16 protein-coding genes are annotated in these 20,478 nt (G+C 44.4%); 13 read left to right on the top strand and 3 right to left on the bottom strand.

Going from position 1 to position 20,478, the window contains the following annotated elements; all coding sequences use genetic code 11:
• Nucleotides 1-49: 49 nt before the first annotated feature.
• The 10 genes from FKN08_RS19470 to FKN08_RS19425 all read left to right on the top strand — a co-directional run bounded on the left by FKN08_RS19470 (nucleotide 50) and on the right by FKN08_RS19425 (nucleotide 12,081).
• Nucleotides 50-982 carry a transporter substrate-binding domain-containing protein gene (locus FKN08_RS19470; protein ID WP_065646218.1) on the top strand — a complete coding sequence of 311 codons (933 nt, stop codon included), beginning with the start codon at nucleotides 50-52 and terminating at the stop codon, nucleotides 980-982.
• Nucleotides 979-3,309 (top strand): EAL domain-containing protein, encoded by a 2,331-nt coding sequence (locus FKN08_RS19465; protein WP_170892735.1) that lies wholly within the window; start codon nucleotides 979-981, stop codon nucleotides 3,307-3,309. The genes FKN08_RS19470 and FKN08_RS19465 overlap by 4 nt, the downstream gene beginning before the upstream one ends.
• A gap of 212 nt (nucleotides 3,310-3,521) precedes the next feature.
• A complete protein-coding gene (locus tag FKN08_RS19460) occupies nucleotides 3,522-4,715 on the top strand; it encodes a glycine C-acetyltransferase (RefSeq protein ID WP_170892734.1) in 1,194 nt (397 codons plus the stop codon).
• Between the two features lie 44 nt (nucleotides 4,716-4,759).
• Nucleotides 4,760-5,791 carry an L-threonine 3-dehydrogenase gene (tdh, locus tag FKN08_RS19455; RefSeq protein WP_047009590.1) on the top strand — a complete coding sequence of 344 codons (1,032 nt, stop codon included), beginning with the start codon at nucleotides 4,760-4,762 and terminating at the stop codon, nucleotides 5,789-5,791.
• A 379-nt stretch (nucleotides 5,792-6,170) separates the two neighbouring features.
• Nucleotides 6,171-6,704, top strand: coding sequence for a spore coat protein U domain-containing protein (locus tag FKN08_RS19450; RefSeq protein ID WP_006741959.1), 534 nt, complete (start codon nucleotides 6,171-6,173; stop codon nucleotides 6,702-6,704).
• Entirely contained in the window at nucleotides 6,705-7,241 is a 537-nt protein-coding gene (locus tag FKN08_RS19445; protein ID WP_244190851.1) for a spore coat U domain-containing protein, read from the top strand. It begins immediately after the preceding gene.
• A gap of 39 nt (nucleotides 7,242-7,280) precedes the next feature.
• A complete protein-coding gene (locus FKN08_RS23850) occupies nucleotides 7,281-7,610 on the top strand; it encodes a fimbria/pilus periplasmic chaperone (RefSeq protein WP_249373451.1) in 330 nt (109 codons plus the stop codon).
• Between the two features lie 266 nt (nucleotides 7,611-7,876).
• Nucleotides 7,877-10,252, top strand: coding sequence for a fimbria/pilus outer membrane usher protein (locus FKN08_RS19435; protein WP_170892763.1), 2,376 nt, complete (start codon nucleotides 7,877-7,879; stop codon nucleotides 10,250-10,252).
• The gene (locus FKN08_RS19430; RefSeq protein ID WP_046875766.1) at nucleotides 10,249-11,220 is read left to right on the top strand and encodes a spore coat U domain-containing protein; all 972 of its coding nucleotides are present in this window, start codon (nucleotides 10,249-10,251) and stop codon (nucleotides 11,218-11,220) included. The genes FKN08_RS19435 and FKN08_RS19430 overlap by 4 nt, the downstream gene beginning before the upstream one ends.
• Nucleotides 11,221-11,361: 141 nt before the next feature.
• Nucleotides 11,362-12,081 (top strand): carbonic anhydrase, encoded by a 720-nt coding sequence (locus tag FKN08_RS19425; RefSeq protein WP_005394873.1) that lies wholly within the window; start codon nucleotides 11,362-11,364, stop codon nucleotides 12,079-12,081.
• Nucleotides 12,082-12,153: 72 nt separating this feature from the next.
• Here the strand turns inward: FKN08_RS19425 and FKN08_RS19420 are convergent, their stop codons facing one another.
• A complete protein-coding gene (locus FKN08_RS19420) occupies nucleotides 12,154-13,257 on the bottom strand; it encodes a mechanosensitive ion channel family protein (protein ID WP_170892733.1) in 1,104 nt (367 codons plus the stop codon).
• 300 nt (nucleotides 13,258-13,557) lie between these two features.
• Between FKN08_RS19420 and FKN08_RS19415 the strand changes: the two genes are divergently transcribed.
• Nucleotides 13,558-13,905: a helix-turn-helix transcriptional regulator gene (locus FKN08_RS19415; RefSeq protein WP_005375109.1), complete on the top strand. Its 348-nt coding sequence runs from the start codon at nucleotides 13,558-13,560 to the stop codon at nucleotides 13,903-13,905.
• A gap of 91 nt (nucleotides 13,906-13,996) precedes the next feature.
• On the opposite strand, the gene lldD is transcribed toward FKN08_RS19415, so the two are convergent.
• Entirely contained in the window at nucleotides 13,997-15,136 is a 1,140-nt protein-coding gene (gene lldD, locus FKN08_RS19410) for an FMN-dependent L-lactate dehydrogenase LldD (protein ID WP_005383962.1), read from the bottom strand.
• 315 nt (nucleotides 15,137-15,451) lie between these two features.
• On the bottom strand, nucleotides 15,452-17,143 hold the full coding sequence (locus FKN08_RS19405; RefSeq protein WP_170892732.1) for an L-lactate permease: 1,692 nt from the start codon (nucleotides 17,141-17,143) through the stop codon (nucleotides 15,452-15,454).
• 162 nt (nucleotides 17,144-17,305) lie between these two features.
• Between FKN08_RS19405 and FKN08_RS19400 the strand changes: the two genes are divergently transcribed.
• On the top strand, nucleotides 17,306-18,205 hold the full coding sequence (locus FKN08_RS19400) for a LysR family transcriptional regulator (RefSeq protein WP_005375112.1): 900 nt from the start codon (nucleotides 17,306-17,308) through the stop codon (nucleotides 18,203-18,205).
• 122 nt (nucleotides 18,206-18,327) lie between these two features.
• Complete coding sequence (locus FKN08_RS19395) at nucleotides 18,328-20,361, top strand: prolyl oligopeptidase family serine peptidase (protein WP_170892731.1); 2,034 nt, start codon at nucleotides 18,328-18,330, stop codon at nucleotides 20,359-20,361.
• Nucleotides 20,362-20,478 lie beyond the last annotated feature (117 nt).

Below are 20,478 nucleotides of genomic sequence, written 5' to 3'. Positions count from 1 at the left end.
CACTCAAGCGCCCATGATTGGGCGCTTTGTGAAAGGTAAGGATATTATTATGTCAGTCAAAACATTCAAAAGAACTTTAGCGGCGATGGCGCTTATGGCGGCCTCTGTTATGTCCTCTTCCGCTTGGTCAGACGACTTACAACAGATTCGTGATCGCGGAGTGTTGCGCCATATTGGTGTGCCGTACGCTAACTTCGTTTCTTATATTGAACAAGGTGAAGTGGAAACCTTGACTGGCTTAGATGTAGAGATAGTAAAAGGCTTTGCCAAGTCGTTGGGCGTCAAGTACCAATATGTTCCAGCTCAGTGGAGCGATATGGTCGGTAAGCTGACGGGCCAAGATGTTCAATACCATAATAAGCAAGCTGTTGTGGGAGAAAGTGTTCCAATCGAAGGTGACTTGATCGCAAATGGCGTTACCATTCTCGACTGGCGCTCTGAAGTTTTAGACTTTTCACAAGATTACTTCCCGTCGGGCGTTTGGTTAGTTTCCAGAACAGATTCCACGCTGAGTCCGATTAAACCAAGTGGTTCGGTTGATGAAGATGTAAAAACCGTCAAGCAGCTTATTCATGGTCGCGAAGTGTTGGCGTTGGAGCACTCTTGTTTGGACCCTAACCTTTATAACTTATATGACACAGGCGCAAAAGTCATACTGCCTGATGGGGCTCGTCTTCTTAATGAGATGGTGCCAGCGATAATGAAAAATGATGCGGAAAGCACATTACTAGACGTCGCCGATACGTTAATTGCATTAGAAAAATGGCCAGGTGAAATAAAAGTCATTGGTCCAGTATCCGAAAATCAGAAAATGGCTGTTGCATTCCGGAAAAACTCGCCGGAATTACGCAAAGCATTTGATCGTTATTTAGATTCAATAAAGAAAGATGGAACCTACGAAAAATTAGTAAAAAAATACTATCCATCTATTTACTACTTTTATAACGATTACTTCATAGAAGATAGTAAGAAAACCCGATGAAAAAGGCCGTTAAAAAAATATCCAGTAAAAAATTTATTGCAATAAGCGCAATATTAGTCTCTATTTATTTAGCTATGCTTATTGTTGTGACAAGTTTGGGGCAAAATAAATTAAAAGAATCCCAGCATAGGGAACTCGGTTTAAAAGTAAAAAGTTACGCAAGCACACTCGATAATTTATTTACCATTGCTAGTGAAGATGTTGATAATTTATCTACAGATAAAACAGTACAAACATTCTTTGCTAATTTAGCCTCTGGCATGTCAATGGAGTACGGATTAGGAGCGAGTTTAATTAACTTGAAGCGTCGTTTCGATGAAAAGATAGATGGTAAGTTAATTAATAGCAGCCAAATCTATAAAAAGCTCACACTGGTAGGCAGTGATGGCACAACGATTGTCACGACGGGCTCTGAAGACAACACAGAGCAGAAGATGGATATCCAAACCTTAATGACTCAACATGGGCATCCCGAAGAGGTTTGTGCAACTCGATATAACGACGACGTGCGTATTCAAGTCATCAAGCAAGTCAAGTTCTCTGGAAAGCCAGTTGCCTTTCTAATTGCAGATCTCAATAAAAACATTGTTATTGATCAGCTCACTAATCAAGAGCACGAAGACAGTTATAGCCGGCTGGTGCTCAAAATAAAAGACGTTGAGATGGTCGTATGGGATACAATAAATAAAACGTCTTCTCATAATAAAGATGAGAATTATTTAATATCTGAAGCCGTTGATGGAAAAATATATTTTGAAGTGCCTGTTGAAAAACATCACTTCAAACTTATGGCTTGGTTTGAGCCTTTGAGTGAGCGAGATATTTTCACATCACGGATCTTCATTCTCGGTTTGAGTATTCTTGCTATTATGGTTGTTATTGCGCTGTGTTATGCGTTCATTACAAACAATAATAGAATTGAATTGAAAATTAAACTTGAAGAAGAGAAAAAGCGAAAAGACATTCTTTCTCAACAGAACCGAAAACTAACTAACGAAATTGAACGCCGAAAAGCGTCTGAAAAAGAACTCGCCTTCCAAGCTAAATACGATACGTTGACTAACTTGCCTAATCGCAGCTACGGTTCTGAGAGACTGGCTTTGGAGTTGATTAGAGCGTCACGTAGTGGTTCAAAAGTATTGGTCATGTTTATTGATTTAGACCACTTTAAGCAGATTAACGATTCAATGGGTCACTTTGTTGGGGACGAGATCCTTAAACTTAGTGCTCAACGACTTCATCAAGTCGCGAGAAAAACAGACTTACTGGCGAGAATTGGTGGGGATGAGTTTTTATTAGTGATTCCTGACTTGCCTGATAATGACACCGCGAAGCGCGTTGCTTCAAGCGTGCTTTCGGCGTTTAACGATCCATTTGTATGGAACAACCATGAATTCTTCTTGAGTAGCAGCGTCGGAATGTCCGTATTTCCGGATGATGGAGATAATGCCGAGCAGCTCCTCGCCTGTGCTGACATGGCGATGTATCGCGTGAAGCAAGATGGACGCGATGCCTTCTGCTTTTATAACCACAATATGAACCAAGACTTGCAACGCTATTTGGATTTGGAAAATCGACTAAGAAATGCCATCTCTAGTCAATTACTAGAGTTGTATTATCAACCTATTATTGAGCTAAGCAGTGGTAAAATTGTTGGCGCAGAAGCGTTAATGCGTTGGAATGATGAGAAGTACGGATTCGTAAATCCTGAAGAGTTTATCTCTATTGCTGAGAAAAATGGCTTGATTCATCAAATTGGTGAATTCGCTATCCAGCAAGCGTGCCGCCAAGCGGCGCAATGGCAAAATCTGACGCCGCTGTTTGTTTCTGTGAATTTCTCCAGTGTTCAATTTAGGTATTGTGATCGCTTACTTGCGTTTATTAAGAAGAGCCTTGAGGAGTCTGGTCTTCCATCAGATAAGTTCGATATTGAGGTGACAGAGAGCCTTCTCTTTAACCACGACTCAGAGCTATTAGACATGCTCAATAACTTAAGAGCGTTAGGCACTAAGCTTACCATCGATGACTTTGGTACTGGCTATTCTGCGTTGAGTTACTTACAGAAATTTCCGTTCGATCGCCTTAAGATTGATCGCAGCTTTATGCAAAATATGTTCGAAAACGACTCCGATCGTGAGCTCGTCAACGTGATCATTGCAATGGCGAAAGCGCTGAACCTTAAGATTGTTGCTGAAGGCATTGAAGAACAGCGTCATGTCGATTATCTAAAAGGCTTAAACTGTGAGTTCGGGCAAGGTTTCCACTATAGCCGCCCGTTACCAGCCAAAGACTTTGAAGCACTACTTAAACAACCAACTGGGCGATAACTCCTTTTATTACAATAATATAGGAAAGCATTAATTGAATTCGTGCCTTGAATTCATTAATGCTTTTCCACCTTAAGGGATAATCCTTCTTCCTTCCTTGAATTACACTACAATTAATTGATGAGTGATAGCCCGTGATGCCCGTCACATAAAGGCTCAACCTAATTCTAAACGAGTAAATACTCGCCAAAATAACCAGGAAGGAATTTCAAATGTCTTCTGCATTCTACCAACAGATTCAGCAGCAAATTGAAGAAGTGAAGGCTGAAGGTCTTTACAAATCAGAGCGCGTAATCACGTCTCAGCAGCAAGCGGCTGTTAAAATCTCTACCGGTGAAGAAGTATTAAACTTCTGTGCAAACAACTACCTTGGTCTTGCTAACCATCCTGCGCTAATTGAAGCGGGTAAAGCGGGTATGGACGAACACGGCTTTGGTATGGCTTCAGTACGTTTCATCTGTGGTACTCAAGACATCCACAAAGAGCTTGAGCAGAAGTTGTCTAAGTTCCTAGGTAAAGAAGATACGATTCTTTACACCTCTTGCTTCGATGCAAATGCAGGCCTGTTTGAAACCATTCTCGGTAAAGAAGACGCAATTATTTCAGACGCACTAAACCACGCGTCAATCATCGACGGTGTTCGTCTATGTAAAGCAATGCGCTTCCGTTACTCAAACAACAACATGGAAGAGCTAGAGCAACAACTGATTGCTGCGAAAGAAGCGGGCGCACGCCACATTCTTATTGTTACTGACGGCGTGTTCTCAATGGACGGCGTAGTGGCGAACCTTCCGGCTATTTGTGACCTAGCTGAAAAATACGGCGCACTGACCATGGTTGATGACTCTCACGCGGTTGGCTTCATGGGTAAAACGGGTGCAGGTACACACGAATACCACAATGTGGTTGACCGTATCGACATCATTACAGGTACGCTAGGCAAAGCAATGGGTGGCGCTTCAGGCGGTTACACATCAGGTAAAGCGGAAGTGATCGACTGGTTACGTCAGCGTTCTCGTCCATACCTATTCTCTAACTCTGTTGCACCAGCAATCGTAAACGCTTCTATCCGCGTTCTAGATCTACTAGAAGAGAGCGGTGACCTACGTGACCGTCTATGGGAAAACGCAGCACACTTCCGCGCACGTATGGAAGATGCTGGTTTCACAATGGGCGGCGCTGACCATGCGATCATTCCAATCATGTTAGGTGATGCGAAAGTGGCAGCAGAATTTGCTGAGCGAGCACTAGAGAAAGGCATCTACGTAATCGGCTTCTCATTCCCTGTGGTACCAAAGGGCCAAGCGCGTATCCGTACTCAAATGTCAGCAGCGCATTCTCGTGAGCAGCTAGATCGTGCAATTGATGCGTTCATCGAAGTTGGTAAGGACATGGGTCTTATTTAAGACTCTAGGTCCTAGATAATAGGGCCTTTAATTAAGGTTACATTATGAAAATTAAAGCATTATCAAAGCTAAAGCCTGAAGAAGGCATTTGGATGACTGAGGTTGAAAAGCCTGAAGTTGGCCATAATGACATTCTGATCAAAATTAAGAAAACCGCTATCTGTGGTACGGACGTACACATCTACAACTGGGACGAATGGTCACAAAAGACAATTCCAGTTCCTATGGTTGTCGGTCACGAATACGTGGGTGAAGTGGTTGCGATTGGTCAGGAAGTTCGTGGCTTTGAAATCGGTGACCGCGTATCTGGTGAAGGTCACATCACTTGTGGTCACTGCCGTAACTGTCGTGGCGGTCGTACTCACTTGTGTCGCAACACGATCGGTGTGGGTGTAAACCGTGAAGGCGCATTTGCAGAATACCTAGTGATTCCTGCATTTAACGCGTTTAAGATCCCTGACGAGATTTCTGACGATCTAGCATCGATCTTCGACCCGTTCGGTAACGCGGTACACACTGCGCTTTCTTTCGATCTAGTTGGTGAAGACGTGCTCATCACTGGTGCTGGCCCAATCGGTATCATGGCAGCTGCAGTCGCAAAACACGTTGGTGCTCGCCATGTGGTTATCACAGACGTTAACGAATACCGTTTAGAACTTGCTCGTAAGATGGGCGTAACACGCGCAGTAAACGTTGCAGAAGAGAAGCTTGAAGATGTAATGGCTGAACTAGGCATGACAGAAGGCTTTGACGTAGGCCTAGAAATGTCTGGTAACCCAGCGGCATTCAACTCAATGCTAACCACAATGAACCACGGTGGCCGTATTGCATTACTCGGTATTCCACCATCAGATATGGGCATTGATTGGAACCAAGTGATCTTCAAAGGCCTAGTTATCAAAGGCATCTATGGTCGTGAAATGTTCGAAACATGGTACAAGATGGCTTCACTGATTCAATCTGGTCTGGATCTATCACCAATTATTACGCACCACTACAAGATTGATGACTTCCAAGAAGGCTTCGATGTCATGCGTTCAGGCATGTCTGGCAAAGTTATCCTTGATTGGGAATAATCTGCTCAAATAAGAAAGCGCTCCGAAAGGGGCGTTTTTTTTTCGTTTTTTAAACGGTTAGATTTTTTATTATTTAGCTCACACCCTATCTCTTTGCGTTTCTAAAAGCTGTCTAAATTCAGAAAAAACTGCCTTCTTCGTGTTTCAACGTATGCAGAATACACTAAAGACCTTTTATTTAATGTGGTTAATTGGTGGTTTTATATTCCAACCTAAAAGAATATCTCGGTGTAAAGCACTGCTTTTCTTTTGACAACTACAATGAACTGACTTCTTTTTATCTTTTTAATCTTGATATGCACTTTGTTTTATTTGTTGAGCTATAACTAATAATACAATCATCTGTATAGAGTTCACAGAGATAGAAATGGAGCTTCATATGAAAATTTTTTGTTTGATTATTCCCTTGTTATTTACAGTGTTGAGCTTACAAACGAGGGCAGAGACAATTAGCGGTACGATAGACGTTTCGATCAATTTAGTGGAAGGCTGTGTCATTAATGGCAACAATGCGGTGAACGGTTCCAGTAATATTGGTTTTGGCTCATTAAATTTTGGTGACGTTCCGGCCATTTTTACTGAGCAAGAAGCAGTCTTGACTGGGGAAGGTGGTACAGGGATCGAAATACTTTGCAGCAATGGAGTCACGCCTACTTTCTCTTTAGTCAGTGGTGCCAACGATCCCAGTTCGACGACAGGTAATCACGCAATGACCAACGGATCCGAGTTTGTGGATTACACTCTCTTCACTGATTCAGATCGTTCTACCCAGTTTACCTCGAGTAACCCTATAGCACTCTCTACATTTAATGGTGTTGATTCAGAGACCATTAATTTGTACGCCACGGCATACGGTACCAGCAGCGTCGCAGGGAGTTATGTTGATACACTAAACGTAACTCTGAGTTGGTAAGTGAACTCTATATTACTCAAAGTATTTTTATTCACCGCATGTGCCACTTTTTCCAATCCTATTTTTGCAGCGCAGAGTGAAACTTTCCAAGTGTCAGCGACCATTGATACGGGGTGTCTGATCAATGGTGCGCTGACAGAAGAGAGTAACACTCAAATTGGAACAATAGGAGAGTTAAACTTTGGTGAACATTCAGCTATTTATGCTGCGGAAGTCGAAGGCAGCATCACCTACAACGGTGGGCTTACGTTAAGTTGTACCCCTGGCATAGCCATGAATATTAAGATTGACGGTGGTTTGAACGCTTCGGTAGGGGTACGCAAGCTGAAGCACACAGAAAAGTCGAGTACGGTGGATTATTTATTATTTGAAGATGCAGAACACTCTCAAGTATTAGACATTGATACCCCCTATTCTGTTGGAACTAATGAAGACCCTGACAACATTCAGGTGCCAATTTGGGCAAAGGCGATATTAAATGGAAATGAAATCGCTGGTATTTATACAGATACTCTTACCTTAACGCTTGAGTGGTAAGCGCTGTTTCGAAGAAATGATAACCTTCGGAGAAATTAAATGGATTTAATAATAAAAAGACTGGTTTTCGTCACTATTTTCTTATCAACGTTAACTTCACAGGCCTATGCTAATTCTCTCCTTATTTGGCCTATTTACCCTAAAATATCTTCTGAATCGAATGCAACATCAATTTGGATGGTTAATCAAGGCACTGAAGATTTTTATTTGCAGGTTCGTATTTTTCAGTGGGGACAGAAGGATGGGCAGGATACATATGCGCAGCAACGACAACTGATAGCTACGCCTCCTTTTGTGAAAATTGCACCTGGTGCCAAGCAACTTATTCGTATATTAAATCAAGATGGGGCGCTTTCGAATAAAGAGTAAAGATAAGAACCTTATTCATATAGAAAACACCAGTAATCACTATGTCAGATTAGTCAACCTAGCAGTGACCGCACCAAACCAATCGCCTTTTATTGTTTCGAAAGGGTTAGCAGGGTATATATTACCTGAGCAATATAAAACGTGGCCTATTTCTTACTCCAATATGAAAAATATAAAAGTAAAGGCGGATATTGAAGGTAAGCGTTACGTTATTCCACTCGAACACAATGAATAAGATTTTATATCTATCTTGTTTATTTACCAGTATGACGCCTGGCGTGGGTTGGTGCGATAACGTAGTGACCCATTTATCGCAGTTACCTAGTCCTGAAAACTTTTCTTATGAGAACTTTGAAAATATTCATTTGTCGTTAGAACTAGTCATTAATCAACGACCTACTGGTTTAATCTCGGATGTTGAACGTAAAGGCGAGCGTTACTTCGTGTATAGAGACGATTTACTTTCTGCTGGCGTGGTCGCGGATGTATTACCTGGGACGCAAGAGAAGTTAGACATAACATCAATATCGGGTGTAGAGGTCGATTATTTGCAATCGTCACTGCAATTATTAATCACAGTGCCTCCTAATTGGTTGCCGATGCAACGCTTTTCTGCGCAGAACAGGAGGCGTTTTTCGCCCGCTAAATTCGGAACTGGTGGGTTATTTAATTACAGTGTGTTTGGTGTTTATGATCACGATAGTAGTCAAAAAGAAGTATCTATTAACCACGAATTGAGAGCCTTTTCCGAATTCGGCGTACTTTCTACGACGGGAATATTTAAATCTAACCTTCATCGAGACGTTCAAGCGCAACAAAGTAATAAATATACGCGCTTCGACACGAGGTACGAATATGTTGATCAAAGTCGTCGATTGCGCTTTGAAGTAGGGGATTACATTGTGAGGCCCCTTGCGTGGAGTCAACCAGTTCGAATGGCTGGTATTCAACTCTCACATGACTTCTCTATGCGTCCTGATGTGGTTACCGCCCCTTTACCTGTATTTTATGGCGAAGTAACTGCTCCCACGACGTTAGATTTGTTTGTAAACGGATTAAAAACCGATTCAATGTTTGTGGGGCCGGGACCGTTTGTTATTAATGATATTCCAATGGTATCGGGAGCTGGTGAAGCGACAGTGATTGCAACGGATGCTCAGGGAAGGCGGACTGCAATGACCAGTCCATTTTTCCTTTCAGCTAACTTGCTGAAGGCTAACTATACCTCTTACAACGCCAGTTTTGGTGCTTTACGCCGAAACTATGGCAACGCTTCAAATGACTATGGCGATGGTGCTGTTGTCGCAGCTGCGAGGCACGGAATGACAAACTGGCTAACGTTGGAGGCACAAACCGAAGCGAAAGATGACTTAATTGTTGCGGGAGTCGGTTTTGTTACCAACCTATTCAATATGGGAACGATTGATGGGGCGGTAAGGTTTAGCAATTATGAGCAGAGAGCGAGTTCCTATTCAGTTGGTTATAGTTATCAATCTCGAATGTTTAGCTTTTCCGCTCGTACCCAAGTTGAGAGCGAGGGATTTTACTCGCTCTCCCAAACACCAGAGAGCTTGAGAAGTGATGACACTAACGAGCGAGAGAATTTGTCTCGACATGTCTCTCAGATAAATGTTGGCGCCCGGCTGAATGAGTTGGGTTCGTTATCAGGGGGATACTTTGATGTTCAGCAAACCGACTCTCGATCGAGAATACTTAATGTAACTTACAGCCGCTCGCTTCCGTTCGATATCAACATGTCATTATCGTTTAATCGGAGCATAGGTGGAGAGGCCGTTACGCTAGCACAATTCTCATTACCTTTGAGTGCCTTCTCTGGTAGCGCGGGATTAACCATGAAGCGTGAAAGCGATGGTCATCTTAGTGGCCGTGCTAGTGTTAGTCGACTTGCGCCGATTCGAGGTGGTTGGGGAATCAACTTAGCGCATGATATTAATGAAAAGCCTGACAATAGAAAGCAGGCCGATGTTACTTACCGAGCCTCTTGGGCGGAGTTCCGAGCGGGCTTAAACGGGACGAGTGGTAATTACGATTATTTTGCCGAAATGTCGGGTTCGGTTGCGTCACTCGATGGTGAAATATTCCCTGCAAATAATGTGTACGATAGTTTCGCTGTTGTCAGTACTAGCGGTTTTGAAGGTGTGCCCGTCAAATATGAGAATCAAGTCGTTGGATTGACTGATGATGACGGTTACTTACTTGTGCCGTGGGCAATGGCATATTACACCGCAAAATATGAAATTGATCCGCTTAGATTACCAGCCAATGCTTTTTTCCCAACAACAGAACAATACGCGTCGATACATTCTGGGTACGGCTATTTGCTCGAGTTCCCAATAGCTTTGCAAGTTGCGTTAAGCATGGAGGTTGTTGATGAAAATGACGCCTACTTGCCATTAGGAACTTATGGCCAATCAGATACTGGAGTGGTAGGGCAAATTGGTTGGGATGGAGTGACGTATTTTGAGGGGCGTAATGTAGGTGAGTACATTATCTTTTACCCCGAAGGCTTTCCACCATGTAAAGTATTTATAACGGGACTCTATCAAACACGGAGCGAGAAAATACAGACATTAGGTAAACAAGTCTGCACGAAAGAGCAAAAAGCAGAGGTACAATTATGAGTCGGTATTCTCGTTATCTTTGGTTTTTTCTTCTTTTTATATCGTCCGGTAACATGGCTTGTGAGCTCACTGCGCCGACGCCTTTGATTCAATTTGGAAGCGTTTCCTCGTTTACCGTTTCAACTATTCAGCAACAGAGCTCAGCCCAGCCTCATGCTGGGATAACGTGTGACTTTTCTACACTTGTTTCTTTGTTGAGTGGCGATTATGTGTCTGCAACGTTTAACAGCACTAACGATGGGCGGTTGCTTAATGCGGCGGATATCAGCTCGGAACTTAGCTATCAGATTTTTGGAGACCCAAGCCTTTCGCAAGAGTACATTTTTGGCCAAACTTACAATTTTTTTGAAATTGGGCTGCTCGATTTACTAGGTTTATTTGGCACTCAAGCTGAATTTCCGCTTTATGCTCGGACAGGAGCTGGTAGTAATCTCTCAGCAGGGACTTATCGAGACCAAATTACGGTGTCTTGGATTTGGAATTATTGCTCAGGAATTGGAGTTGGAGGCGTATGTCTTGGGCGAGAAACAGGCAATGCACAAAGCTTGATTACGGTAGAGTTGGAAGTCACTCCCGATTGTATGATCACGGCGCCAGATATTAATTTTGGTTCATCACCTTTGGTGGCAGGTTTTGACCCTGTCAGTCAGGTTATATCATTAACCTGTACCAAGAACAGTGCTTTTACCATTGGTTTAAACGACGGTGTGAATGCCTCCGGAGGCCAACGACGCATGGCATCTGGCGGTAACTATTTGGAGTATGAAATCTATAAATCCTCATCGACGGAGCGGTGGGGGGGGACTGGTTCTGAACGTCGTGAACAGAGCGATGTGGATACGGGTGACACCATTCCCGATGGCATCACTCCGCAGAACTTCAATTATCGCGCAGAGATAATAACAAGCCAAACCACCCCACCAGCTGGCACTTATACCGACTCGATAATCGTTGATGTTCAATTTTGAGCATCATATCAATTGCATAACTAGAGGCATCTATTCCAAAAAACTTTTGTAATCATAGTTTTCACTCTATTCCCGCTTAATTCTGTGCGATTAGTATGGTTTTGTTTTCACAACATTTAACTTGAAGGAATAAGGAAAACTATGAAGAAGTCACTGGCAGCACTAGGTTTGGCGTTGGTATTTACAGGAACAGCTTACGCAGCAAGCTGGGGTTACGAGGGGAGTCACGGGCCTGAGCATTGGGGCGAGTTTGCGTCTGAATGTTCCAAAGGTCAAAACCAAAGCCCAATTAATATTGTCTCCGCAGCAGAAGCGAAGTTAGACAAATTGCAGTTCGACTACCATGGCAAAGCAATCTCATTGCTCAATAACGGCCACACCCTGCAAACCAGCCTAGAGGGTGACAACACACTGTTGATTGATGGCAATGCATTCACGTTAAAGCAGTTCCACTTCCATACCCCGTCAGAAAACCATGTGGATGGCAAAGAATACCCTTTAGAAGCGCACTTTGTGCATGCTGATACAACTGGCCATTTGGCGGTTGTGGCCGTGTTTTTTCAATCCGGAAAAGCGAATCCAGATTTAGCGAAGTTACTAGCAAACATACCAAGTAAAGATCAAGGTGTAGAGATTAAATTGCCATTTGAAGCGGATGCACTGCTTCCAAAAGACAAAGCGTATTATCGCTTTAATGGCTCACTAACGACACCACCATGCTCTGAAGGGGTACGTTGGTTAGTGATGAAAGAAGCACAAACCATTTCCCCTGAGCAGATTAAAGCGTTTACGAAAGTGATGGGGGAAAACAATCGTCCCATCCAACCATTGAATGCTCGTATGGTGTTAATGCAACACTAACCAATCCAAGCAAATAAAAAATGAAAAAGCCCGCTTGAATAAAGCGGGCTTTGTTATTGGTATTGGTGGAAATTAGAAGCCGTGATCTTCTTGCTCTTCAGCTTTTATCATTTGAATTGGGTCGAGCTTGAGTGTTTGAGTTGGGAAGGCGATATCTGCTTCGTGTTCTTTAATGATGTTAATTACTTGAAGAAGAACATCCTGTTTAACCTCATGGTATCTCACCCAATTCACGGTTTTTGTGAAGGTATAAATGAAGAAATGCAGTGACGATGGACCGAACGTATCGAAGTTGACGATAAGCGTTTGGCGTGCATCAATATCTTTGTGATTCTTAAGCATCTCTTTCACCGCTGTAATGATTTGCGGTATTTTTTCGGCGTCGTCGTAACGAAGTCCAATTTTTTCGTAGATGCGTCGGTTTAGCATGCGAGATGGGTTTTCTACGACTATGTTGCTAAACACAGAGTTTGGCACATAAAGAGGGCGCTTGTCGAAAGTTCGTATGATGGTCATTCTCCAGCCAATTCGCTCTACCGTACCTTCAATTTGGCGATCTGGAGAGCGGATCCAGTCGCCAACTTTAAACGGACGATCGAAGTAGATCATAAGGCCGCCAAAGAAGTTCGACAGCAGATCTTTCGCCGCTAAACCAACGATTAAACCACCGACACCACCAAAGGTGAGCAATCCTGACAGTGACAAGCCAAACGCCTGCATCACAGTGAGAATTCCGACGGTAATAAAGAACAAGCGCGCGACTTTAGCTATCGCTTGTACTGTGGTTTCATCTCGGTTTTTTTGTTCTAGGACGTACTCTTCAACATTGGTAATGAGTCGCATAACGGTCCAGACGAAGATACTGATCACCAAAATCAGTTTCAGCGTGCTTAACCAGTTTATTTTATCGTTTAGCTCGCTCTCTAATATGATGCCGATAGAGACGGTTGCTGGCCAACACCAAATGAGTGTACTGACTGGCGCTTTTAGCGCATCAAGCAACATGTCATCCCAGTGGAAAGGGGTTTTCTCTACTAGTACTGCGAGACGAGAGCGGATCAGTCGCCAAGCTATCCAAGCAATAAAGCTGGCGAGTGTAATGAAAAGGACACTCCCACTCCAATCTTGATGAGATGTTTCAATATAGCTTTGCAAATCGGTAAACCACTGTGACATATGTAACTTCTTTCTAGTGAACCATGGAAGGAAAGGTAGCAGATATTACTCCTTCACCCCAGTGATTTCCTTTAAATCATTTACTTATGTATAAATCGCCTGAGGTAGGCTATTTCGTGAGGTGAAAAGTGAGTGGTCGAAACTGGGTGATGAGCCGCCGTTCCATTCGTGTGCGGAGCTTCGTCATCTCCGATGTGCGTTGATATTTGAACGATCAATTATAACTTCTCTGACTTATCGCTAACATTTATCTTAAGTAAGTGTGAGAGTGTATTGGCTCTTGAATTAGCGGAGGCAGATATGGAATTTACAGAGCTGGATCGAAACGCGCTCTACGACATCTGGATGTCACAAAAAGCCAAAATGCACATCACTCAAATGGAAATGGCGAAGCGCCTTGGTTTGAGTCTACACGAGTTTTCTGGCTTGTTACGTGGTAATTCTCCACTGACGCTAGGTTTTGTAAAACAGCTATGCGAGCAGCTACATGTACGTCCTGGTCAGGTGATTCCGTCTTTGACGGAGCGTGATCTATCTGCATCTGGTACGGTTTATTTACAAAATCGTGTGACGGTGGATGGTGATATCAGTAACGTGTTTATCGACGGCAACCAAGTCGTGATTGAGTACGTTCACCAAGTAAGCTAGCTTGCTCGTCAAATTATCGGGTTGAAGAGCAATAAAAAACGAGCCAATTGTGGCTCGTTTTTTCGTTTCTGTTTTTAATCGCCTGCAAAGATTATGGGATTTTCACTAGCGAATCGCGAGAAAGATCCGCGATAGACTTCGCGCCAGTAAGCGTCATAGCTACACGCATTTCTTTGTCGTACAGATCCAGTAGGTTTTCAACGCCTGCGCCGCCTTGTGCAGCCAATGCGTACACAAATGAACGACCAAGCAGTGTGCAGTCTGCACCAAGTGCGAGCATACGAACCACATCAAGACCAGTACGGATACCTGAGTCAACAAAGATCTTAAGATCGCCTTTTACCGCATCTGCAATGCTTGGTAGTGCTTTAGCACTTGAAAGCACGCCATCTAACTGACGACCACCATGGTTAGATACTACAATGCCATCCGCGCCGAAACGTACCGCATCTTTTGCATCTTCTTCGTCGAGGATGCCTTTGATGACCATAGGGCCATCCCAAAAGTCACGAATCCACTCAAGATCTTTCCAGGAGATAGACGGGTCGAAGTTTGCGCCTAACCAGCCGATGTAATCTTCTAGTTTTGTTGGTTCGCCGCGATACGTTGAGATGTTACCTAAGTCGTGCGGCTTACCAAGTAGACCCACATCCAGTGCCCAGCTTGGGTGGCGCATCGCCTGGAAGACACGACGCATGGCTGCGTTAGGGCCGCTCATGCCTGAGTGCATGTCACGGTAACGCGCGCCAGGAACTGGCATATCAACGGTAAACACCAGCGTTGTGACGCCCGCAGCTTTTGCACGCTCAAGCACGTTCTTCATAAAGCCACGGTCTTTAAGCACGTAAAGCTGGAACCACATTGGACGTTCAATTGCAGGTGCGACTTCTTCTATCGGACAAACCGAAACAGTCGACATAGTAAACGGGATGCCTTTTTTCTCGGCTGCTTTTGCTGCTTGCACTTCGCCTCGGCGCGCGTACATACCAGTTAGACCAACAGGAGCTAGCGCGATTGGCATTGCCAGTTTCTCACCGAAGATCTCGGTTTCTAGGCTCAAATCTGTCATATCGCGTAGGACGCGTTGGCGAAGAGCGACATCACCCAAATCGTCAGTATTACGCTTCAGCGTGCGTTCGTCGTAAGAGCCGCCATCAATATAATGGAATAGAAACGGGGGAAGCTTGGCTTTCGCGGCAGCGCGGTAGTCAGTAGAAGCTGAGATAATCATAATGGTGTCCTAGCGGTTATTCTAAGCAAAGTTGTGGAGCAATTTGCTCTTTCGTTGAGCCTTCATCGCAAAGCAGTGAAGGCATCAAAATGAGTATAGTTACCTATGGTTCACTTACTTTTGAACTGGTGATGTTGGTAACTCATTTACATAATTGATTGAAAAATTTTGTTAAATCACTCAATCAGTTATACAAATTGGAAAGGATGACACAGCTGCCGGGGGGATTGATGTAGCAAGCTAAATCAACATGTCGGGGTAGTAGTGCTGACAGCTGTGTCAAATTAGGCAGAGCTACAAACCCTGCGTTTCGCGTTACTTCATCAAGACATCCGTCATTTGGAGGCCGTAAATCAACACCAAACCAATAATGCCCGTCATTACAATGTAGTAGAACGTAGGGATAATCGTCTTACGCAATGTTGCGCCTTCACGGCCAAGTAAGCCTACGGTGGCTGATGCGGCAACAACGTTGTGAATCGCAATCATGTTACCTGCGGCTGCGCCAACGGCTTGAAGCGACACAACAATCACACTCGAAATAGACAGTGTTTGTGCCACTTCGAATTGGAACTGGCTGAACATCATGTTTGAAACCGTATTTGAGCCAGCGATGAAAGCACCCAGCGCACCAACGGTGGCACTCAATGCTGGGAACGCAGAACCGACAAGGTCAGAGGCAAAGTTCGCTGTTGTGACCGGCATACTTGCTAGGTCAGCGCCGTTAATACCAGAGTTGATGAAGATACGAACCATCGGGATGGTAAATACCAAGACAAACCCCGCGCCAATCAGTGTTTTGCTTGATTCGCCAAACGCTTCACGCAATGGCTTTGCGCTGCCGCTTTGTAAGATTGCAGCAAGTAGCGCGACAAACACCAGAATGCCACCAGGAAGGTACAACGGCTGAATTGCAGCGCTAACGCCAGTCTCACCAAGAATGTTGCTGAACGACAAACTTACGCTTTGTACAAAGCCTTTTAGTTCTGGGCTTACGCGGCTTGCGACGAGAATTACCGCCAGCATTACATATGGAACCCAAGCTTTTACGATGCTCATTGGCTTGCCTGGATTGTCGTTTAGATCGACTTTTAGCGAGCCCAGCCATTCCGCAGGCCATTTGTCTTCGCTTTCGAAATCCCACTTAGTCTTTGGTACTAAGAAGCCTTTTTTGGCTGCGGTAACAACAATAGAAAGACCAACCAAACCACCGATTAGTGAAGGGAATTCTGCGCCCAAGAACACACCGGTTAACGCGTATGGCACAGTGAAAGAGACGCCTGCGAATAACGCAAATGGTAGAATATCCAGACCTTCACTCCAGCTTCTGTTCTTGCCGAAGAAACGTGTTAACATCATCGCCATTAATACAGGGATCATCGTACCTACAACAGCGTGAATCACAGCAACGTGCGCGGTGATATCTTGCAGGTACATTTCCCATGTTGCGCCTTGTGCAGCCAAAGACTCACTGATGTTATGGGTGTCTAAACCTTTGTTTACACCCACGATGATTGGCGTACCCACCGCACCGAATGAAACAGGCGTTGACTGAATCATCATGCCCATTAGGACAGCGGCTAGCGCAGGGAAGCCGATTGCAACCAGTAGTGGCGCAGCAATTGCTGCCGGGGTACCGAACCCTGATGCGCCTTCAATGAATGAGCCAAAACACCAAGCAATGATGATGGCTTGCACACGGCGGTCAGCTGAAATATCGGTAAATCCATTACGGATAGTGGTGATCGCTCCAGTGTGTTTTAAAGTGTTGAGCAAGAAGATGGCACCAAACACGATCCATAGAACAGAAACAGTAATGCCTAGCCCTTGGAATACAGAAGCCAGTACGCGATTGGCTGACATATCCCAAAACATTAGGGCAATAGCGACGGTTAAACCGAACGCAACAGGCATGGCTTTTTTAGCAGGCCAGTTGAGACCAACCAATAAGATGGCGGCAACAACAATTGGCGAAAATGCCACTAGGGCAAGTAGGGTTTCACTCATTTGTACATCCTTCGTACGCTGACTTCTCGAACGGTGTCAATCCGCTGTAGAGGTGACTTTTTGTTGTAATGGTTTTGTTAATTTGGCGTGAATTTACTCCTTTATTTTTTGTTGATATAGGGAAATAATGAAAATAATTAATTCCAAAAGTGACATAATCGTATGAGAGCAGACGACTTAATCCTATTTTCTCAAGTAATCGAACTGGGCAGTTTTAGTAAGGTTGCAGAAGCAAATAACCTTACAAATTCGGTAGTTAGCAAAAGAATGGCAAGGTTGGAGGAAGAGATAGGGGCGCAGCTACTATATCGAACAACGCGTAAATTGACCTTAACCGAAGCAGGTAAGGTGTTACTCCACAGTGCTAAAAATGTGAAGCAGGCCACTCAGGAGGCTATGGACGCTGTTGCAGGCTTTGGAGAGAATGTGAGCGGTCACATAAAAATGTCCGTGCCTTGTATCTCTGGAGATTTGATACTTGCTGATGCCGTTGCGGAATTTTGTAACCTTCATCCGGGCCTGACCGTGGACATGTCATTGGATAATCGTTTTGTCGATTTAGTGGCTGATGGCTATGATTTGGTCATTCGAACCGGTTACCTAGCGGACTCCAGCTTAATTGCTCGACATATTCTCGATTCTCAATGGGTGGTGTGCGCGTCCCCTTCATATATCGCTAAAAATGGGAAGCCGATCGAGCCGATTGATCTCACCACGCACAATTGTCTGCAATACGCTTACCAAACCACAGGTGCAACGGACTGGGAGTTTAAAGGCGAAGATGGTAATTACATCGTCAAAGTATCGGGCTGCTTTTCTACTGATAACGCGACCGCATTACGTAAAGCCGCTCTGGGCGGCCATGGTATAGCTTACGTCCCGCGCTGTTTGGTGTATCACGATATTCGCAATGGTCAACTAGTGGATATTTTTCCTGAACTAGTGGGTAAAAAGTTGGGTATCTATGCGGTGTACCCGTTTACTCGTCAACCACCGAATAAAGTGAAACTGCTTATTGAGCACATTCGTGATCGGTACTTAACGATATCTCATTATTTCTAGGTTCTTCATAGATTTAAAATAATGTCGTTGAAATCAATATTGGGTGCTCTAAGGTAATCACCGCAATAAAACGATATGAAAATAAATAACTTAATAAAAAACAACGGAGTAACACGGACGTTATGCATTATCCAAAAACACGTAAAGATTCTGTCGTGGACACTTACTTTGGTCACGACATTGCCGACCCTTATCGCTGGTTAGAAGATGATCGCAGTGAAGAAACCGCACAATGGGTTTCGGGTCAAAACTCAGTGACCTTCGATTTTCTTGGTCAGGTCCCGTACCGCCAACAAATCCGTGACTTGGTCGCGAACAGCCAAAACTACGAAAAATATTCCCAGCCATTTGTACGTGGTGACTACACTTATTTCTACAAAAATGACGGTTTGCAAAACCAAAGCGTATTGTATCGCCGTAAAGGCGAGGGAGAAGCCGAAGTTTTCCTTGACCCAAATACGTTCTCTGAAGAGGGCACGACCTCTCTTGGCGAAGTCAGCTTCTCTAAAGACTATCGCTTGGTCGCGTATTCCATCTCGGAAGGGGGCAGTGACTGGCGCAAGATCTTTGTTATTGATGCGGAAACCAAAGAACAGTTAGAGCCTGAGATTGTGGATGCAAAGTTCACGTCGATTTCTTGGCTGGGCAGCAAAGGCTTCTATTACTCAAGTTACGATAAGCCGCAAGGCAGTGAGTTATCTGCGCGAACTGAGCATCACAAGCTTTATTATCATGAACTTGGTACACCTCAGTCTGAAGATAAAGTGATTTTCGGTGAGTTGGATACGCAGGTTCACCGTTATGTGTCTGGTACCACGACGACAGACGACCGCTTCCTCATTATTTCTGGCGCAGAATCCACATCGGGTAATCGTCTGTTTTATATCGATTTACAGTCTGAGTCCCAAGCGATTGTGACACTGCGCGATACGACGCAAGGCGACATCTACTTGATTGATAGTCAAGACGAAACCTTGCTGCTTTACACCAACCTAGATGCGCCGAACGGCAAAGTTGTCAGCTACAACACCCGAACAGCGCAATGGATGGATGTGATTGCTGAACAAGAACAGCCGTTAGAAATCAGCAAAGGTGGCGGTTATCTGTTTGCGACTTATATGGTGGATGTACTTTCTAAAGTGCAGCAGTTTAACTACCAAGGTGAATGGATTCGAGATGTTGAACTGCCGGGAGAGGGTACGGCTTATGGTCTAGCGGGTAAAAAAGAAGAAACCACGCTGTATTACACCTTTACTAACTACGTGACGCCACCGACGATCTTCTCATTTGATGTTGAGTCTGGTGAATCGACGCTGTTTCAAGAATCAAAAGCGCCATTCGATCGCAGTGAGTATGAATCAAAACAGGTGTTCTACACCTCAAAAGATGGCACGCAAGTTCCGATGATCATCTCATACAAGAAGGGCATCGCACTTGATGGTAGTGCGCCAACCATGCTGTATGGTTATGGCGGTTTTAATATCAGCCTCACTCCGATGTTTTCTGGCAATGTAGCCAACTGGCTAGAATTGGGTGGTATTTACGCTGTAGCCAACATGCGAGGCGGCGGCGAATACGGTAAAGCTTGGCACAACGCAGGCACTCAGCAGCAAAAGCAAAACGTGTTTGATGACTTTATTGCGGCGGCGGAATACCTGATTGAAAACGACTACACTAGCTCCGAGCGCCTAGCGATTCGTGGTGGTTCAAATGGCGGCTTGTTGGTTGGTGCGTGTATGACGCAACGTCCTGAGTTATTTAAGGTGGCGCTGCCAGCCGTGGGTGTGCTTGATATGCTGCGTTACCACACGTTTACGTCTGGAGAAGGCTGGAAGTATGACTATGGCACGTCTGAACAAAGCGAAGCGATGTTCCAATACTTGCTTGGCTACTCTCCTGTTCACAATGTAAAAGAAGGCGTGCAGTATCCTGCGACATTGGTGACAACCGCCGATCACGACGATCGTGTGGTTCCAGCACATTCGTACAAATTTATTGCGGAGCTGCAAGACAAACAGCAAGGCGCTAATCCAGTATTGATACGCATTGATGTTAATGCCGGTCATGGTGCAGGAATGCCGCTGAGTAAGCAAATTGACCTCAACACAGACGTGTATGCATTTACGTTACATAATATGGGTATTGAGTCGATTTAGTGCCTTAGTTGCTCGAAGCTTCTGAGAATAAAAAATGCCGCGACACTGTCGCGGCATTTTTCATGGTTGGGGGAACTCAATTCATACTGTTTGCTTGTATGTGAGCCAGGTTGACTA

The organism is Vibrio sp. 1-2 (7-a) (assembly GCF_013048515.1).
Taxonomy (GTDB): domain Bacteria; phylum Pseudomonadota; class Gammaproteobacteria; order Enterobacterales; family Vibrionaceae; genus Vibrio; species Vibrio diabolicus.
This window is presented reverse-complemented; position numbering and strand designations above follow the sequence as displayed.

Coding starts and splice junctions, on each gene's coding strand:
- FKN08_RS19435 (WP_170892763.1), top strand. CDS start 7,877: ATGACGCCTGGCGTGGGTTGGTGCGATAACGTAGTGACCCATTTATCG.
- FKN08_RS19395 (WP_170892731.1), top strand. CDS start 18,328: ATGCATTATCCAAAAACACGTAAAGATTCTGTCGTGGACACTTACTTT.
- lldD (WP_005383962.1), bottom strand. CDS start 15,136: ATGATTATCTCAGCTTCTACTGACTACCGCGCTGCCGCGAAAGCCAAG.
- FKN08_RS19465 (WP_170892735.1), top strand. CDS start 979: ATGAAAAAGGCCGTTAAAAAAATATCCAGTAAAAAATTTATTGCAATA.
- FKN08_RS19400 (WP_005375112.1), top strand. CDS start 17,306: ATGAGAGCAGACGACTTAATCCTATTTTCTCAAGTAATCGAACTGGGC.
- FKN08_RS19420 (WP_170892733.1), bottom strand. CDS start 13,257: ATGTCACAGTGGTTTACCGATTTGCAAAGCTATATTGAAACATCTCAT.
- FKN08_RS19460 (WP_170892734.1), top strand. CDS start 3,522: ATGTCTTCTGCATTCTACCAACAGATTCAGCAGCAAATTGAAGAAGTG.
- tdh (WP_047009590.1), top strand. CDS start 4,760: ATGAAAATTAAAGCATTATCAAAGCTAAAGCCTGAAGAAGGCATTTGG.
- FKN08_RS23850 (WP_249373451.1), top strand. CDS start 7,281: ATGGATTTAATAATAAAAAGACTGGTTTTCGTCACTATTTTCTTATCA.
- FKN08_RS19405 (WP_170892732.1), bottom strand. CDS start 17,143: ATGAGTGAAACCCTACTTGCCCTAGTGGCATTTTCGCCAATTGTTGTT.
- FKN08_RS19415 (WP_005375109.1), top strand. CDS start 13,558: ATGGAATTTACAGAGCTGGATCGAAACGCGCTCTACGACATCTGGATG.
- FKN08_RS19450 (WP_006741959.1), top strand. CDS start 6,171: ATGAAAATTTTTTGTTTGATTATTCCCTTGTTATTTACAGTGTTGAGC.
- FKN08_RS19470 (WP_065646218.1), top strand. CDS start 50: ATGTCAGTCAAAACATTCAAAAGAACTTTAGCGGCGATGGCGCTTATG.
- FKN08_RS19430 (WP_046875766.1), top strand. CDS start 10,249: ATGAGTCGGTATTCTCGTTATCTTTGGTTTTTTCTTCTTTTTATATCG.
- FKN08_RS19425 (WP_005394873.1), top strand. CDS start 11,362: ATGAAGAAGTCACTGGCAGCACTAGGTTTGGCGTTGGTATTTACAGGA.